This window comes from Sphingomonas morindae, from assembly GCF_023822065.1.
GTDB classification, from domain to species: Bacteria; Pseudomonadota; Alphaproteobacteria; order Sphingomonadales; family Sphingomonadaceae; genus Solisphingomonas; species Solisphingomonas morindae.
The window spans coordinates 456,383-474,058 of the sequence record NZ_CP084931.1; the positions used below are offsets into that span (position 1 = coordinate 456,383).

The 17,676-nt window shown below is 68.5% G+C and carries 11 protein-coding genes; all 11 read right to left on the reverse strand.

What is annotated here, in order from left to right; genetic code table 11:
- Nucleotides 1-19: 19 nt before the first annotated feature.
- Nucleotides 20-2,578 carry a TonB-dependent receptor gene (locus LHA26_RS18705; protein WP_252168602.1) on the reverse strand — a complete coding sequence of 853 codons (2,559 nt, stop codon included), beginning with the start codon at nucleotides 2,576-2,578 and terminating at the stop codon, nucleotides 20-22.
- A gap of 215 nt (nucleotides 2,579-2,793) precedes the next feature.
- The gene (locus LHA26_RS18710) at nucleotides 2,794-3,810 is read right to left on the reverse strand and encodes a class 1 fructose-bisphosphatase (RefSeq protein ID WP_252168603.1); all 1,017 of its coding nucleotides are present in this window, start codon (nucleotides 3,808-3,810) and stop codon (nucleotides 2,794-2,796) included.
- 119 nt (nucleotides 3,811-3,929) lie between these two features.
- Entirely contained in the window at nucleotides 3,930-6,842 is a 2,913-nt protein-coding gene (locus LHA26_RS18715; RefSeq protein ID WP_302898086.1) for a TonB-dependent receptor domain-containing protein, read from the reverse strand.
- A 144-nt stretch (nucleotides 6,843-6,986) separates the two neighbouring features.
- Nucleotides 6,987-9,665, reverse strand: coding sequence for a DUF4118 domain-containing protein (locus tag LHA26_RS18725; protein WP_252168604.1), 2,679 nt, complete (start codon nucleotides 9,663-9,665; stop codon nucleotides 6,987-6,989).
- The gene (gene kdpC / locus LHA26_RS18730; RefSeq protein ID WP_252168605.1) at nucleotides 9,665-10,249 is read right to left on the reverse strand and encodes a potassium-transporting ATPase subunit KdpC; all 585 of its coding nucleotides are present in this window, start codon (nucleotides 10,247-10,249) and stop codon (nucleotides 9,665-9,667) included. Before kdpC ends, LHA26_RS18725 begins: the two co-directional genes overlap by 1 nt.
- A gap of 11 nt (nucleotides 10,250-10,260) precedes the next feature.
- On the reverse strand, nucleotides 10,261-12,291 hold the full coding sequence (kdpB, locus tag LHA26_RS18735; RefSeq protein ID WP_252168606.1) for a potassium-transporting ATPase subunit KdpB: 2,031 nt from the start codon (nucleotides 12,289-12,291) through the stop codon (nucleotides 10,261-10,263).
- Nucleotides 12,292-12,305: 14 nt separating this feature from the next.
- On the reverse strand, nucleotides 12,306-14,009 hold the full coding sequence (kdpA, locus tag LHA26_RS18740) for a potassium-transporting ATPase subunit KdpA (protein WP_252168607.1): 1,704 nt from the start codon (nucleotides 14,007-14,009) through the stop codon (nucleotides 12,306-12,308).
- Between the two features lie 12 nt (nucleotides 14,010-14,021).
- Nucleotides 14,022-14,111 carry a K(+)-transporting ATPase subunit F gene (gene kdpF, locus LHA26_RS18745; protein ID WP_252168608.1) on the reverse strand — a complete coding sequence of 30 codons (90 nt, stop codon included), beginning with the start codon at nucleotides 14,109-14,111 and terminating at the stop codon, nucleotides 14,022-14,024.
- 126 nt (nucleotides 14,112-14,237) lie between these two features.
- The gene (locus LHA26_RS18750) at nucleotides 14,238-15,077 is read right to left on the reverse strand and encodes a TorF family putative porin (protein WP_252168609.1); all 840 of its coding nucleotides are present in this window, start codon (nucleotides 15,075-15,077) and stop codon (nucleotides 14,238-14,240) included.
- A gap of 287 nt (nucleotides 15,078-15,364) precedes the next feature.
- The gene (locus LHA26_RS18755) at nucleotides 15,365-16,195 is read right to left on the reverse strand and encodes an alpha/beta fold hydrolase (protein WP_252168610.1); all 831 of its coding nucleotides are present in this window, start codon (nucleotides 16,193-16,195) and stop codon (nucleotides 15,365-15,367) included.
- A gap of 897 nt (nucleotides 16,196-17,092) precedes the next feature.
- On the reverse strand, nucleotides 17,093-17,626 hold the full coding sequence (locus LHA26_RS18760) for a nuclear transport factor 2 family protein (protein ID WP_252168611.1): 534 nt from the start codon (nucleotides 17,624-17,626) through the stop codon (nucleotides 17,093-17,095).
- Nucleotides 17,627-17,676: the final 50 nt, after the last annotated feature.

Sequence of the window (17,676 nt, forward strand, 5' to 3'; positions counted from 1 at the left end):
CCCATCCGGTTCGGCCCGCTTAGAAGCGCAGGCTGATCTCGCCGCCGAAGGTCCGCGGCGCGTTGAAATTGCCGTAGTCCCCGAGGATGTTGTTGACGCTCGCCGTGGTCGCGCTGGTGGTCGGCGCGCCGGGCAGGCTGTTCGAGGGATCGCGGCGATACACATAGGCGCGATCGAACAGGTTGCGCACCCAGACGCTCGCCGTCAGCCGCGTATCGCCCCGCCCGACATTGATATCGGCCAGCGCGAGCCGGGCATTGGCGATGAAGGACGAGTCCGCCTTGGTGGCGAACTGGTCGAAGGTCTGCGTCGCCTGCGCGTAATTGCCGTCGATATGGAAGCGCAGCTTGGCGCCGTCGCTCACCATCGGCATGGGCAGCTCATAATCGATCGATCCGCTCGCCGCGTTGCGCGGCGTGAAGACGATGTAGAAGCGCTGCAACGTGGTGTAGCTGACGCCGCCCGCATTGACCGTGATCGGCACCAGCGGGATCTTGGTATAGGTATAGGCATAGGAGGCGCTCAGCGTCAGCCCGTCCACCGGACGCAGCGTCAGATCGGCCTCGACACCCCGGATCTTGGTGGTGCCGGGCGCATTGATCGTCACGAGATTGTTGAAATTGCCCGTCGCCGTCGTCTGGATCGAGCTGATATCGACCTGGCTGTCATCGCGGTCCATGATGTAGCCGGCAACGTTGAAGCGGCCGCGATGGCCCCAGAAATCGGTCTTCATGCCGACTTCGTAGGAGCGCACATCCTCCGGATTGAACGCCTGATAGTTGGACGTGCGCGAGCTGGCGCCGCCGGCGCGATAGCCGGTCGCATATTTGGCGTAGACATGCACGTCGTTGCTCACGTCATAGGCGAGCGTGACCATCGGGTTGAAGCGGTTCCAGCTGGCATCGAGCGGGCGATAGCCGTTGGCGGCGGCGATGTCCGGGCGCAGCGCGTAATCGATGTTGCGCGACATCAGCAGCTCGCCCTGCTTCTTGTCGTGCGTGTAGCGGCCGCCGGCGGTGAGGTGGATCGCGTCGGTCGCGTTCCACGTCACCTGGCCATAGACGGCATAGCTGCGCGAGCGCACCCGCGAGGCGCGGTCGGTGGAGCGGCACTCGGTCTGCGAGCCGAACCCGCCCGAGCCGCGGCACGGATCGAGGATCACATATTGATAGCCGCTGGTCTGGCCGGGCGTGACATAGCCGGTGATCGCGTTGGAATTGGGCGTGGCAGCATCGTCGCGCACATGTTCGTTGAAATAATAGAGGCCGGCCACATAATCGAAGCGGCTGATCGTGCCGACCGCCTGGAACTCCTGGCTGAACTGGGTCTGGTTCAGATTGGCGAGGCTGTAGCGGCTGAAATTGCACGCGGTGGTGGCGCAGCCCGGCGCGACCACGGGCACGCGGTGCGCGCCGCCGCTATTGTCCCACTGGCCGACATTCACGCCGCGCCACGCGGTGATCGAGCGCAGCTCGATCTGCGGGGCGATGCTCCATTTGAGATTGTTGGTGAAGCCATGGGTGCGATCGACGCTCGGCTGCTGCGGCACGCCGATATCGGCGACCGTCATGCGCTTGTCGCCCTCCACCACCACGCCGGGCAGGGTCGGCTTCACCGTCCCGGTCAGCGTCGTATATTGGGTGCCCGGCAGCACGCACTTGGGCGCGGCGGCCTGCGGCCCGGCGACGCAGCCATTGGGATTGACGTTGAGCAGCTGGCTGTAGAAGGGCGAATTGCTGTCGCGGCTGTAATCGAACGAGAAGTCGTTGGTGATGCCGTCGACCGGCTTCCACCGCACGGCGGCGCGGATGCCCTTCCGATCATAATAGTTCCACCCGGTCGCGCCCTCGAGCGGGTTCTTGGTGGTGGCGTCCTGATGCTGGATCACGCCATCCAGTTTTACGCTGAAGCCATGCACCTCGGGCAGATCGAGATGCAGCTCGGTATTGTGCGATCCGTAATTGCCGATGCCGCCCGTCACGCGGCCCTCGAAGCGGCCGCTCGGGCCACGGCTGACAAGGCTCAGCGCGCCGCCCTCGGTGTTGCGGCCGAACAGCGTGCCCTGCGGGCCTTTCAGCACCTCGACGCGCTCGATATCGAAGAGCGCCGCGTTGAGGCCGTGCTGGCGGCCGAGATAGACGCCGTCGATATAGATGCCGACGCCCTGCTCGCGCGCGGGCTGGTTGGCATCCAGCGGCACGATGCCGCGAATGCCGATGGTGAGCGCGCTCTGCCGCGCCTCGAAGGTGGCGACGCGCAGCCCCGGCACCGCGCCGTCGGCGAGATCGAGCAGGCTCTGCACATGGCGATCGCGCAGCGTCTGGGCGCTGAGCACCGAGATGGAGATTGGGGTCTGCTGGAGATTGGTCTCGCGCTTGGTGGCGGTGACGACGATCTCGCCGAGCGGCTCGGCATCGGCCCCGGCGGCCGCATCCGGCGCGGCGGCGGCGTCGGGCGCGGCCGCGAAGGCGAGCGCCGGCGCACTCAGCGCTGCACTCGCAAGAAGGAAGGGAAGCGCGGCGCGCAGACGCGTGGAGACCGCCCCGCGAAGCGGGCGCGTGGAATAGTTCTGGTTCATTCTAGACCCCTTGCGCGGCCCCACCGCCGCGATGCGGGGCCGCTAGCGCGCCAATGGCGACAAAAAGGGGTAGAACTCGTTACACTTTTGCGACGCCGAGAAATTCCGTAATCTTGTGAAATGTTTCGTTACATGGCGCGCATTTTCAACGCCGCAAATTTGCGGTGGTGTGACCCTCGGGACACGATTTCGAGGGGTCGGAGTCGAATCGCCGGTCAGGCCGGTTCGGCGAGGATGGCGGCCTCTGTGACCGCCGCCACCTCGCCGCGATCGCCCAGCACCACGCCCACGCGCTGGTGCAGCGCGGCCGGCTCCATCTCCATCAGCCGCACCCGCCCGTCGGTGGCGGCGCCGCCCGCCTGCTCGACCAGAAAGGCCATGGGATTGGCCTCGTACATCAGCCGCAGCCGCGCCTTGCCCGGCTGGCGATGATCGGCGGGATAGAGGAAGACGCCGCCGCGCTTGAGGATGCGATGCACGTCCGCGACCATCGAGCCCGTCCAGCGCATATTATAGTCGCGCCCGCACGGGCCCGCCGCCCCCGTCACCCGCTCCTCGACATAGCGCGCCACGGCGGGCGACCATTGCCGCCGGTTGGACATGTTGATCGCGAATTCGGGATATTGCTCGGGGATGGTCATCGGCCCGTCGGTGAGCTTCCACGAACCGATCTCGCGATCCAGCGTGAACTCGTACACGCCGGTGCCGACGCTCAGCACCAGCAGCGTCTGCGGGCCGTAGATGGCATAGCCTGCAGCGATCTGGCGCGCGCCGGGCTGGAGGAAATCGGCCTCGGTCACGTCGCGCCCGCTGGCGCTTTCCGGCGCCTTCAGCACCGAGAAGATGGTGCCGACCGAAATATCGACATCGATATTGCTGGAGCCGTCGATCGGATCGAACAGCAGCAGATATTCGCCCTTGGGATAGCGGTTGGGCACGCGGTGGAGCGTCTCCATCTCCTCGGACGCCATGGCGGCGAGGTGGCCGCCCCATTCATTGGCCTCGAGCAGCAGCTCGTTGGCGAGCACGTCGAGCTTCTTCTGCACCTCGCCCTGGATATTCTCGCGGCTGAGTTCGCCCAGCACGTCGCCCAGCGCGCCCTTGGAGATGGCGTGGCTGATCGTCTTGCAGGCGCGCGCCACCGTCTCGATCAGCAGGCGCAGCTGCGGCGGCATGGCCCGGGGCCCCTGCTGCTGCTCGATCAGGAAGCGGGTCAAGGTCTTGCGTTGCATGCGGCGCACTCGCGCTGGAGGGATGGGCGACGCCTCCGCGCGCGGGCGCCGTGGCCCCGCCATAGCCCGCCGCTGGCGGCGATCGCAACCGGCCCCGGCCACGATCGCCGCCCATCAGGCTACATCTTGAAGGAGATACGCGCGTACCCGAACTGGCCCGGCACGTCATAGGTGGTGGGATCGTAATTAGGACCGGTGCAGGTATAGCAGGCCGGCGGCTTGGTGTTGAACACGTTGATCACGCCGAGCGTGAAGGCGAAGCGCTTGTCGAGAAAGCCGGGCGTGTAGACGAGCTGCACGTCGCCGTAGAAGCGCTCCTTCAGCTCATGCACCGTATCCCCGTTCAGCTCGGTGACATGGTGAATATAGCGGCCCGTGAAGGACGTATCGAACTCGCCCAGCGACCAGCTCAGCACGCCCGTGCCCTTGAACTTGGGATAGGACTGATCGGGGAAGCCGCGCGTGGTGCCGCGATAGCTGATCGTGGCGGCGCCGTCGGCGGTGGGGAAGCTCTCGGTATATTTGGCGAGATAATTGCCGTTGAGCGTGAAGCCGAAGGCGCCGACGCCGGTCTGGGGCGAGCGATAGGTGAGCGTCAGGTCCACGCCCTTGGTGCGGATGCTGCCGATATTCTGCAACAGGCCGATCACGCGCGAGATGATGCCGCTCGGCGTCCGGATCACATTGGCGCAGGCGCTGGGATCGCCCAGCTCCGCGCAGCGGCTCAGCGTCACCTGCGGGTTGATCGCGGCGATCGCGCCCTTCACCTTGATGTCGTAATAATTGACCTCGAGGCTCAGCTGGCTGGCGAAGCCGCTGTCGCGCACCCAGTGCGGGCTGAACACGCCGCCGAACAGCCAGGTGCGCGAGGTTTCCGGCTTGAGGCTGCGATTACCGCCGGTGAGCGTGCCGATCTGGCCGCCCTGCGGCTCCTGATAGCTGCCGCTCGCGGGCACGCCATTGGCGATGCAGTTGTTGCGCACCGTCTCCGAAGCCTGCCAGCGCGCGCCGGCGACATTGGTGCAGGGATCGTTGATCGGCGCGTCCGCGCGGCTTTGGGCGCCGAACAATTCGCCCAGGCCCGGCGCGCGGAAGCCTTCCGCATAGGAGGCGCGGAGCAGCAGATCCTCCGCCGGCTTCCACAGGCCGGTGCCGGTGAAGGTGGTGCTGCTGCCGCTGGTGGAATAGCTGGCGTGGCGCACCGCGCCATCCGCCTCCAGCATATGGAAGACGGGCACATCCTTGAGCAGCGGCACGCGCAGCTCACCATAGACTTCGTCGCTATTATATTTGCCGCTGGCCGCCTGCGCGGGGATATCGGCGCCGAGCCCGGCCTGGATCAGCGGATCGGGGGTGAAGGAGCCGCGCTGGATGCGATGCTCATAGCCGACCGCGATGCCGACATTGCCGGCGGGCAATTTGAACAGATCGCCGGTGATGTTGGCGGTATAGTCATACAGGGTCTGGCTGCTCTTGTCCTTCTCGACGAAGGAAATGTAGTTGAGCATCGCCGGCGTGATCGAGCCCAGTCCGCCGAACAGGTTGAGCGGCACGCAATCGTCGGTGCATTGCGCGAGCGGGCCGAGCGCGCGCTGCACCTTGGCCGCGTTGACATTGCCCGTGAAGATCTGACGGGCATCGTTCAGGCCGAACACCGCGTTGGCGTCCCAGTAGAATTTGCGCCCGAACAGATCGAAATTGCCATCGAGCGTGGTCGTGACCGACCAGGTATCGACACGCTGCGTGTAGGTGCGCTGCCCCGCCTCCACCAGACGTCGCGCGACATAGCTGTAGGTGGCGGGCTGGCCGTTGCCGCCGGCCGACAGCGTGATGCCGAACGGATTATACGGATTGGTCGCGTCGATCGAGACGGTATCGAGCAAGGTGCCATTGCCCGCGTCCGGCCCCACGAACAACGGCAGGAAGGCCGCCTGGTTCTGCGAGTTGCGGCGATTATACACCGCCTTGACACGCAGGTTCACGTTGGAGGCGACTTCCTGCTTAAGGCTGACGAAACCGCCAATCCGCTCCGACGGCGTGAGATAGTAGTTATAGGGCGAGAAGTTGAAGCGGTCGGCATTGGTGAATGTGCGATAATCGCCGCCCACGCCTGTCGGATCATAGACGCCGCGGCTGGTGAGCGGCGGGTTGCGCACGGTCAGCGCGCCGCCCGCGGGCAGCGTGGGGTTGCCGGGGTTGAACAGGAAGCGGCCATTCACCGAGGCCGACGAGCAGCCGCCGATCGGATCGGTGCAGCTCGTCTGGAAGGGATTGGGGAATTGCGATTCCTTCCGGTCGGCGGTGGAAACCTTGTTCTGCTTCACATAGCTGAAGCCCGCCACCAGCGTGGTGCCGCCATGCTTCAGGCCGTAGCTGATATCGTAATCCTGGGTGTGGCCGTCGCCCTGGCGGAAGGTCCCGAACTGGGCGGAGGCGCGGAGCCCGGTCTGGCTCGCCTTGGTGATGATGTTTACCACGCCCGCGATCGCGTCCGAGCCATAGAGCGGCGACTGGCCCGATTGCAGCACCTCGATCCGCTCGATCTGGCTGTTGGGTATGGTGTTGAGATCGACGGTGGAGGGAATGCCGCTGCCCGCCGTCGCCGGAACATAGCGCAGCCCGTCGACCAGCACGAGCGTGCGCTTGGCCAGCAGGTAGCGCAGATCGATTTCGGCGGTGCCGGCGCCGACGCCGCCGCCATCCTGCGGATTGCCGATATTGCCGCTGTTATTGGCCTTGGTGTTGAGACCGCCCGCCGCGCTGGGCAGACGCTGGAGAATGTCGGCCACCGAACTCAGGCCGGTCTGGGCGAGGCTGGATTGGTCCAGCGTCACCACGGGGCTGCTATTGTCGAGCGGGTCGCGCCGGATGCGCGAGCCGGTGACGATGATCGCCTCGCCCGGATCGGCGCCATTGCCCGCCGCCGCCGCGCCCGCCGCCGGCCCGACATCCACCGCCTGCGCGGAGAGCGCCGCCGGCAAGGCCAGCGCGGCGAGGCAGATCGTTGCGTGCAAAAGTGCCTTGGTCGCCATTTTGTCCCCCAATGCGACGTGAACTCGGGAGGCAACTTTCCGGAGTCATTGCTGCACCGCAATGGAGTTCCGACGGCATATTGCGTATTGCGGAAAGGTGTAGCAACTATGTTACAGGGATGACACGCCCCGCGACACAAGCTGTCACAGCAGCAGGGTGCCGTCGGCGTCGCGCACCAGCAGCGCGCGGGGGAAGATGAGGCTGAACTCCGCGCCGTCGCCCTCGGCGCGGTTGCCGGCGCGCACCGTCATGCCCATCGCTTCGGCAAAGGCCTTGACGATCGCGAGGCCGAGCCCGGTGCCGCCGATCTTGCGGTCCGATCCCTCCAGTCGGCGGAAAGTCTCGAACACGTCCGCCTCGCGCCCGGGCGGAATGCCCGGCCCCTGGTCCAGCACCGACAGGATGAGCCGATCGGCACGGTGCGTGCCGCGCACCACGATCGGCGTGCCCGGCGCGCCATAGATGCCGGCATTGTCCAGCAGGTTGAGCAGGCAATGGTGGAGCAGCTGGGGATCGACCCGCACCAGCGGCAGATTGGGCGGCACCTCGAGGCGAATGGCATGGCCCTCGAGCGCGCGGCGTGCGTCCTGCGCCGCGCCGGCCACCGCGTCGCTCAGATCCACCGGCTCCAGCCGCAGCGTCAGCGCCCCCGCCTCGACCCGCGCCATGTCGAGCAGATTGGCGACGAAGCGGTTGAGGCGGTTGGCCTCGCTGGTGATGGTGCCGATCAGCGCCGGGCTCGGCGCGCGGGCCAGTTCGGCGGCGGCGGCGAGAATGGCGGTGAGCGGCGTGCGCAGATCATGGCTCACCGAGGAGAGCAGCGCCGCGCGCAGCCGGTCGCGCTCGCGCAGCCGGTCGACATCGCGCATGTCGCGCTCCAGCCGCAGCCGCTCCAGCAGCAGCGCCGCCTGGTCGATCAGGCTGGCGAGCAGCGGCCATTGATCGGACCGGATCGGCTCGGCGCCATCCTCGCGGGCGAGGCCGATCACGCCGAGCGTGCGCTCGCCCGCGCGCAGCGGCCGGAACAGCCATTCCGAGGCGGCGAGCGTGCCCGATCCGCGCCCGGCCGGCGCGCCGCTGTCCAGCGCCCATTGCGCGGCCGCCATCTCCATCGGTTCGATCCGCGCATCGGCGACATTGGCCGCCACCACCACCAGCCCGCCGCCGGTGGGCGCGGGGCCGAGCAGCACCGCGCGGACGCCGAGCAGCCGCCCGATCTCCTCGCAGATCGCGCGCGCCAGCGCCTGGCTGTCGTTGAGCGGGCCGAGCCGGCCGAGAAAACCCGCCAGCGCGGCATTGGCGCGCGCGCTGGCCGCCGCGAGATCGGCCTGGGCGCGCACCCGCGCGGTCAGCTGGCTGGTCGCCACCGCCACGCCGAGCAGCACGCACACCGAGACGACATTCTCGGGATTGCTGATCGTCAGCGTCCAGGTCGGCGGGAGGAAGAAGAAGTTATAGGCGAGCGACGAGGCGACGCCCGCGAACAGCCCCGCGCGCAGCCCGAACAGGCTGGCGGCCGCCATCACCGGCAGCAGATAGAGCAGCGCGACATTGCCGAGCTGGAGGATGTGGAAGAGCGTGGTGGCGACCCCCGTCACCGCCGCCACCATCGCCGCCGTCCAGCCATAGCCCGCCGGCGCGCCCCAGCCGGCGCCCAAGCCCGCGGCCGGCCGGCGGCGGCGCGTCGGGGCGGGCGCGGCGATCGGCAGCACATGCACCGCCATGTCGGGCGTCTCGCGCACCAGCTGGTCCACCACCGAGCCGTGGCGCAGCTCGAACCAGCGCGACCGCGCCGATTTGCCCACCACCAGCTGGGTCGCGCGGGCCTCGGCCGCGAAGGCCTTGAGCCCTTCCACGACATGGGTCGCGGGGACGCTCGCCACCGCCCCGCCGAGCTGGGTGGCGAGCGCAAGCGCCTGAGCGATGCGGCGATGCGCCTCGGCATCGAAGCTCTGGGCGCGCGGCGTCTCGACATAGACCGCCGTCCAGGGCGCGTGGAGCGCATCGGCGATGCGCTTGGCGGCGCGCACCAGCCCCTCGCCGCCCGGCTGCTCGCTCACCGCCACGACGATGCGTTCGCCGCCCGCCCAGGTGCCGCCGACGCCGAGCGCGCGGACATGATCGAGCATCTGCGCGTCCACCGCCTGCGCCGCGCGGCGCAGCGCCAGCTCGCGCAACGCCGAGAGGTTGGACTTGGAGAAGAAATGCGCCAGCGCCCGGGTCGCCTCCTCGGGCAGATAGACCTTGCCGGCGCGGAGCCGCTCGATCAGCTCGTCGGGCGGAATGTCGACCACCTCGATCTCGGCGGCCTCGAGGATCGAATCCGGCACCGTCTCGCGCACCCGCACGCGGGTGAAGGAGGCGACCACGTCGTTGAGGCTCTCGACATGCTGGATATTGACCGTGGAATAGACGTCGATCCCCGCGTCCAGCAATTCCTCCACATCCTGGTACCGCTTGGCGTGGCGGCTGCCGGGCGCGTTGCTGTGCGCCAGCTCGTCCACCAGCACCAGCCGGGGCGCGCGCGCGAGAATGGCGTCGAGATCCATCTCGAACAGCGTCTGCCCTTCATAGGCGATCTCGCGACGCGGCACGATCTCGTAGCCGCGCGTCAGCGCCTCGGTCTCGGCGCGGCCGTGCGTCTCCACCACGCCGATCACCACGTCCGCGCCGCCGAGGCGACGGGCGCGTCCGTCCGTCAGCATCTCATAGGTCTTGCCGACCCCCGGCGCCGCGCCGAGGAAGATTTTGAGCCGCCCGCGGCCCTCCTGCGCCGCCTGGCGCAGCAAGGCCTCGGGCGAGGGCGCGGCGCCGCCCGGCATCAGGGCGCGCGGCCGAGCTGATCGAGCGCGCGGTTGAGCGCCAGCACATTGACGCGGGGCTCGCCGAGGATCGCGGCGAGCGGCGCCTCGGTCTGCGCGGCGACGAGCGCATCGAGCCGCGCCGGGGCGAGGCCGCGCGCCCGCGCCACGCGCGCGATCTGGGCGCGCGCCGCATCCGGCGAAAGATCGGGATCGAGGCCCGAGCCCGAGGCGGTGACGAGATCGGCCGGAATGGCGCCGGCCACGCCCGCGCGCCGCAGCGCCGCGACATCGCCGCGCACCCTGTCGGCCAGCGCCTGCGCCGCCGGGCCGAGATTGGAGCCGCCCGAGGCCATGCCGTCATAGCCCTTGCCCGCCGCCGAGGGCCGGCCGTGGAAGTAGCGGTCGCTGGTGAAGCTCTGGCCGATCAGCGCCGAGCCGATCGGGCGGCTGCCCGCGAACACCAGGCTGCCATTGGCCTGGCGCGGCAGCAGCGTCTGTCCGATCCCCGTCATCAGGAGAGGATAGACGATGCCGAGCAGCAAGGCGAACAGCAGCGTGAGCACCAGCGCGGGCCGCAGAGCGGAGACGATATCCTTGGTCATGATGGCGTTCCTCAGGCGAGACCGAGGCCGGTGACGGCGAGGTCGATGAGCTTGATGCCGACAAACGGCGCGATGAGTCCGCCCAGGCCGTAGACGGCGAGATTGCGCGCCAGCAGCGGCCCCGCCCCCATCGGCCGATAGGCGACGCCGCGCAGCGCCAGCGGCACCAGCAGCGGGATGATGAGCGCGTTGAAGATGATCGCGGACAGGATCGCGCTCTCGGGCGTGGCCAGCCGCATCACGTTGAGCACCGCCAGGCCGGGATACAGGGCCACGAACATCGCCGGGATGATGGCGAAATATTTGGCGACGTCATTGGCCACCGAGAAGGTGGTGAGCGCGCCGCGCGTCATCAGCAGCTGTTTGCCGAGCCCCACGATCTCGATCAGCTTGGTCGGGTCGCTGTCGAGATCCACCATGTTGCCGGCCTCGCGCGCGGCCTGGGTGCCGGTGTTCATCGCCACGCCGACATCCGCCTGGGCGAGCGCGGGCGCGTCGTTGGTGCCGTCGCCGCACATCGCCACCAGCCGGCCGCCGCGCTGCTCGTCGCGGATCAGCGCCAACTTGTCCTCCGGGGTGGCCTGGGCGAGGAAATCGTCAACCCCCGCCTCGGCGGCGATCGCCGCGGCGGTGAGCGGATTGTCGCCGGTGATCATAACCGTGCGGATGCCCATCTGGCGCAGCGCGCCGAACCGCTCGCGAATGCCCGCCTTGACGACATCCTTGAGGAAGATCGCGCCGAGCAGCCGGCCGTCGCGCGCCACCGCGAGTGGCGTGCCGCCGGCGCGCGCGATCTCGTCCGTGATCCGGCGCAGCTCGGTGGCGGCGGCGGTCTGGCCGAGGCCCGGATGCGCGCGCAGGATCGAATCCACCGCGCCCTTCTGGATCAGCACGCCGCCGGCGCGCACGCCGGAAATGCGCGTCTGCGCGGTGAAGGGGATGATCTCGCTCCCCGCCGGCAGCACCGTGGTCTGCACGAGATGCTGCTGGCGCGCCAGCGCCACGATCGAGCGGCCCTCGGGCGTCTCGTCGGCGAGGCTGGCGAGCAGCGCCGCCTCGGCCAGCTCGGCCTCGAGCGTGCCGTCCACCGGCCGGAACAGCGACGCCTGGCGATCGCCGATCGTGATCGTGCCGGTCTTGTCGAGCAGCAGCACATCGACATCGCCCGCCGCCTCCACCGCGCGGCCCGATTTGGCGAGCACGTTGAAGCGCACCAGCCGGTCCATGCCGGCGATGCCGATCGCCGAGAGCAGCGCGGCGATCGTGGTGGGGATGAGGGTGATGAGCAGCGCCGCCAGGATCGCCACCGGGATGCTGCCGCCGGCATAGGCGGCGAAGCCCGGCACCGTCGCCACCGCGATCAGGAAGATGATCGTCAGTCCCACCAGCAACAGGGTGAGCGCGATCTCGTTGGGCGTCTTCTGCCGCTCCGCGCCCTCGACCAGCGCGATCATGCGATCGAGAAAGCCCTGGCCGGGATTGACGGTGACGCGGACCTTGATCTGATCCGACAGCACGCGCGTGCCCGCCGTCACCGCCGAGCGGTCGCCGCCGGCCTCGCGGATCACGGGCGCGCTTTCGCCGGTGATCGCCGCCTCGTTGACCGAGGCGACGCCCTCGATCACCTCGCCGTCCGAGGGGATGAGATCGCCGGTTTCCACCAGCACCACATCGCCCAGCCGCAGCGCGCTGGCGGGCACCGGCTCGAGCCCGCCCGAGGCCCGCAGCCTCTTGGCCGAAAGCTCGGCCTTGGTGGCGCGCAGCGAGGCGGCCTGCGCCTTGCCCCGCCCCTCGGCGAGCGCCTCGGCGAAGGTGCCGAACAGCACCGTCAGCCACAGCCAGATCACCAGCTGGAGCTTGAAGCCGGTGCCCAGCCCGTCATGGCCGACGAGCAGCAGCAGGGTGAGCAAGGCCGCCACCACGGCGGTGGTGAACATCACCGGGTTGCGGACGAGCTGGCGCGGATCGAGCTTGCGGACGGCATCGGCCGCCGCCGGCAGCATCAGCGCCGAGGTGAACAGAGATTGGGACGTGCGGGCCATGACAGGCGCTCCGGTCAGAACAGCTGGCCGCGGATCATCGCGAGATGATCGGCGATCGGGCCAAGGGCGAGGCTCGGCAGGAAGGTAAGGCCGCCGAGAATGAGGATGATGCCGACCAGCAGGCCGACCCAGAGCGGGCCGGTGGTGGGGAAGGAGCCGGCCGAGGGCGGCACGGGCTTCTTCGCCGCCAGCCCGCCCGCGATCGCCAGCATCGGCACGATGATGAAGAAGCGCCCCACCCACATGGCGACGCCCAGCAGCCCGTCATAATAGGGCGTGCTCGCGGTGAGCCCCGCAAAGGCCGAGCCGTTATTGGCCACCGCGCTGGTGAAGGCGTAGAGGATCTCGCCAAAGCCGTGCGGACCCTTGTTGAGCGGGCCGGCAAGCCCGGGCGCGACCACCGAGGACAGGGCGGTGAGGCCGAGAATGGCGAGCGGCAGCACCGCGATCGCCAGCACCGCCAGCTTCACCTCGCGGCTTTCGATCTTCTTGCCGACATATTCGGGCGTGCGGCCCACCATCAGGCCGGCGACGAACACCGCCAGCAGCGCGAACAGCAGAAAGCCGTAGATGCCGGCGCCGACGCCGCCCACCACCACCTCGCCGAGCTGCATGTTGAACAGCGGCACCAGGCCGCCGAGCGCGGTGAAACTGTCGTGCATGGCGTTGACCGCGCCGCACGAGGCGGCGGTGGTGACGACCGCGAACAGCGCCGAGGCGGCGACGCCGAAGCGCACCTCCTTGCCTTCCATATTGCCGCCCGCGACGCCCAGGCCGTGGAGCACGGGATTGCCCGCCGCTTCCTGCCAATAGGCGACGGCCACGCCGGCGAGGAAGAGCAGCACCATCGCCGCCAGGATCGCCCAGCCCTGGCGCGTGTCCTTCACCGCCTTGCCGAAGGTGAAGGTGAGCCCGAAGCCGAGCACGAAGATCGACAGCATCTGCACGAAGTTGGTGAGGCCGGTCGGGTTCTCGAACGGGTGCGCGCTATTGGCGTTGAAGAAGCCGCCGCCATTGGTGCCCAGCATCTTGATCGCCTCCTGGCTGGCCACCGGGCCGAGCGCGAGGCTCTGCTTGGCGCCTTCCAGCGTGGTGAGGTCGATCGCGCCCGCGAGCGTTTGCGGCACGCCGCAGGCGATCAGGAACAGCGCGTAGACGATCGAGACGGGCAGCAGCAGATACAGGGTGATGCGCGTGCAATCGGCCCAGAAATTGCCGATCGTCGCGGCCTCGCGCCGGGCGAAGCCGCGGAACAGCGCAAAGGCCAGCGCGATACCCGTCGCCGCCGACAGGAAATTGTGCAGCGTCAGCCCCAGCATCTGCGACAGGTTCGACATGGTCGATTCCCCCGCATAGCTCTGCCAGTTGGTGTTGGTGGTGAAGCTGATCGCGGTGTTGGCGGCGAGATGCCCGGGTACGGCGGCGAGCCCGAGCGGATTGCCCGGCAACAGCGCCTGGCCGCGCAGCACGGCATAGGTGAAGAGCATCAGCGCCGCGTTGAAAAGCAGCATGTGAATGGCGTAGCGGCGCCAGCCCTGCTCGGCGTCCGGATCGATCCCGGCGAGCCGGTAGAAGCCCCGCTCGACCGGGCCGAGCAGCGCGTGGAGCGGCGTCCGCCGCCCCTCGTACAGCGCGAACAGCCACAGCCCCACCGGCTTGGTGAGGGCGAGCAGGATGGCGAGAAAGGCGGCGATGAGCAGCCAGCCCTGAATGGTCATGCGTCCGCTCCTTCAGAAGCGCTCGGGCCGCATCAGCACGGCGACGAGATAGGCGATGAGGCCGAGCGCGACGAGCGCGGCGAGCCAGAGATCGAGGGTCATGCCGGCCTCCTCAGGCATGGTCGCAGAGGCGGACATAGGCGAGCGTGGCGGCGGTGAGGCCCGCCATCACGGCGAGCCAGAGCAGATCCTGCATAAGCGTTTCCTTTGCTGGCCATTGCGGGGCGATCAGAAACCGGCGGTGAGCGTGCCGACCACGCGGCTGCCGGCGATGCTGCCGCGGCCATCCTGGCCCTGGCTGAAGGCGGGCTGGAGATAGGCGGAGTCGCGGCGGCTGATATCGGTGTCGATCCAGGCGAGGCCGAGCGTCAGCTGCTTCCAATGCGCCTCGCCGCCGAGCGACCAGTCCCAATAGTCGCCCGTCGGCGCGGCGCTGGTGGCGTTGGGGCCGAGCCCGTCATTGCCGTGGCTGTGGCCGATATGCGCCTTGGCGGTGATCGGCAGGTTCGGCAGCGCCAGCGCGCCGTCGGCGGCGAGGTAGAGATTGTCCTTCTTGTCCCCGGGATGGCTGTAGACGCCGGCGGCGGCCTCGGCGCCGGTGCGATACCAGCGCCCGAGCGCCTGCTGCGGCGGCGCATAGGCGACGCTGCCGGTGAGCGTGAGCGGCCCGCGCGTGCCGCCGAGCTTCACATAGGGCTCGGCATAGTCGCTCCGGTCCGCGCCGCCGGGATAGAGATACCAGGTCAGCCCGACATCGAGCGTCGCGGCATCGGACAAGGCGCGGCGATAGCCGCCGATCAGGTCCAGCTCCATATTGGCGCCGCCGAAGCTGCCCCAGCCGGCCAGGCTGGAGCTCCAGAAGCCGGCATAGAGCCCGCTTTGATGCGCCACGGTGATGCCGCCCTGGACGGCGGCATGATTGTCGGACTGGGAGACGCCGCGCAGACGATAGTCGCTCACCAGCGCGGCCGAGCCGCTGATGGTGAAGGGGCCGGCATCGGCGGCGGTGGCGGCGCCCGGCGCGGCCAAGGCCGTGAGCGCGGACGCGGCAAGGAAGAGACGCTTCATCTTGTACCCCCGGCGAGCGCGGCCGCCGACCCTCGACGGCCCGCCTCGCGAGGAGGCTCAAGTAGAGCCGCGCCGGATTGGATTGCGAGAGCGATTCCCGACGATCGCATATGTTTCGCATAAGGTACGCGGGAAGCGGCGCCGGGGCGGGGCGCGGAGGCGGCGCGCGATCTGGCCCGCCAAGTCTAGACAGGGGGACTCACGCCGCGCCCATGCTGGCGGCGGTTCTGGCGCGCGGCGGGACGGTGGATCAGGGGCCGACGCGGCCGCGCGCCGGCCCCTGATGCTCAGCCGCGGATGAAGGCGAGCAGATCGGCGTTGATGACATCGGCATGGGTGGTCGCCATGCCATGGGGGAAGCCCGGATAGGTCTTGATCGTGCCGTGCTTGAGCAGGGTGATGGCGATGCGCGCCGAATCGTCGATCGGCACGATCTGGTCGTCCTCGCCGTGCAGCACCAGCACGGGCACGTCGATCGCCTTGAGATCCTCGGTGAAGTCGGTTTCGGAAAAGGCCTTGATGCAATCATAATGGGCCTTGGCGCCGCCCATCATGCCCTGGCGCCACCAGTTGCGCACCACGCCTTCGATGAGCGGCGTGCCCGGGCGGTTGAAGCCGTAAAAGGGCCCGCTCGGCACATCGAGGAAGAATTGCGCGCGATCGGCGGCGAGCGCCGCGCGGAAGCCGTCGAACACCTCGATCGGCAGGCCGCCGGGATTGGCCTCGCTCTTGACCATCACCGGCGGCACCGCGCCGATCAGCACCGCCTTGGCGACCCGGCCCGGCGTGGCGCGCGCGACATAATGCGCGACCTCGCCGCCGCCGGTGGAGTGGCCGATATGCACGGCGTTCTTGAGATCGAGATGCGCGGCGAGCGCGGCCACGTCGGCGGCGTAGCTGTCCATCTCATTGCCCGTATCCGTCTGACTGGAGCGGCCATGGCCGCGCCGATCATGCGCGATCACGCGATAGCCCTCGCCCAGGAAGAAGAGCATCTGCGCGTCCCAATCGTCGGCGCTGAGCGGCCAGCCATGATGGAACATGATCGGCTGCGCCTCGCGCGGCCCCCAATCCTTGTAGAAGAGGGTGATGCCGTCGGTGGTGGTGATGGTGCTCATCGCGATTCCTTTCGACCCTGCGGCGTGCGCGACGCGACAGGCCGCTGGCCCACCAGCTAAGCCTATCGTTTCGCAGCCATAACCCTAATCAAGCCGGGGCCTGCTGGCCAGCCGTTGCGGTCCCCGGCATCGCCTTTCACGACGCCGGCCGCCCGCGCCTCGACCGGCGCGCGACATGGCCGGCAAGGCGTGGCGGCGCGCGCAGTCACGCGACGCGACGCGCCGCCACGCGATCCGCGTTCGAGACGAGGGGGCGACCGGGCGGTCGCCGCGACGCGGCGGCGGCGCCCGCACCGTGGCGCGCCGCCACGCTGGCGTGCTGGCGTCGGGCGCGGCCTCCGCCATCCAGTCCGTCGCGCGTGACAGAGCCTTGCCGATGGTCGATCCCCTGGCCAGGCGCGGACGGCGGTCGCGACGCGCCGGCCGGCGTCGGGCGCGCATCTCGAGACGGAGACTGTGCCGAACCCTGCCATCCCCGCGCTTCGGTGATGACGGCGCCGCACCAGCCCAGGCCAAGCGGCGGACCATCGATGGGCGCCTGCACGCGGGGGGCGGCGACAGGATGGGCGCGCGCTGGTCGGGCTCTGCCCCCCCGCTGGTGACAGCCGGCCGGCTGGAGCAGCGGAGCGACACGAGCCGCGCTTGCACCTCCGGCACAGCCCTTGCGGACGAGCCGCGCCTGGGATGCCTAGCGGACCAGCACCATCGACCCACCGATCCGCGCCGGCGCGCGGCGGAGAGCGGCGTGCTGGCCGCCTTCTGTACGAGGCCGTAGACTCATAAAGCGGACGGACCGCTACCGCCCCACAAGTGGACATAGAAGCTAAAGCGAACTCGTCCCGATAGGCGACAGGCCACCGTGATGCGAGAGCGAGGGCTAGATGAAGCGATTAGCGCCTAGCTCAGATCTGGTTCGCCGAGCGATGCGGCGATCTCATGATGAAACTGCCAGTTCCCCTCGGCCCACCCAACCGTCTGAACAGACTCAGCGATCTTCCACCCCGAGCCAGTACGATGGAACTTAAGATCGTACCCGCCAATGAGTGTCTGGTTCGGGCTACCATTCGCCGCGCGATAATAGTGGCTGGCGTGCATCAACACATGGCATGACGCAGTGTCGCCGTCGATAACTATGCTCTGTGGGATCATGATATGTTCGTCGCCGTCTAGCTGACTGTGAAACTTGTCAGCCAGCTTGCACCACTTGTCTGCCGAGACCGTCATGCGTCCCATGCCAATCGTCGGTTCGTGATCGACTTCGATCGTGTCGCCATAGCAGGTCCGAAGCTTCTCAAAATCGTGTGCGTCCGTTGATTGGCCATAGCGCTGCACGAGGTCGGAGATAGCGATATAGTCCAGAAGGTACGCGACCTTCTCGTCAAGGCCGGCGCTGCGCACATGAACAAGCTGGGCGGCGGTATCGCTGAACATGCGTTGATCTCCTGCGGAAACGAGCAAACAGATTGAAACGCCCTCGATGA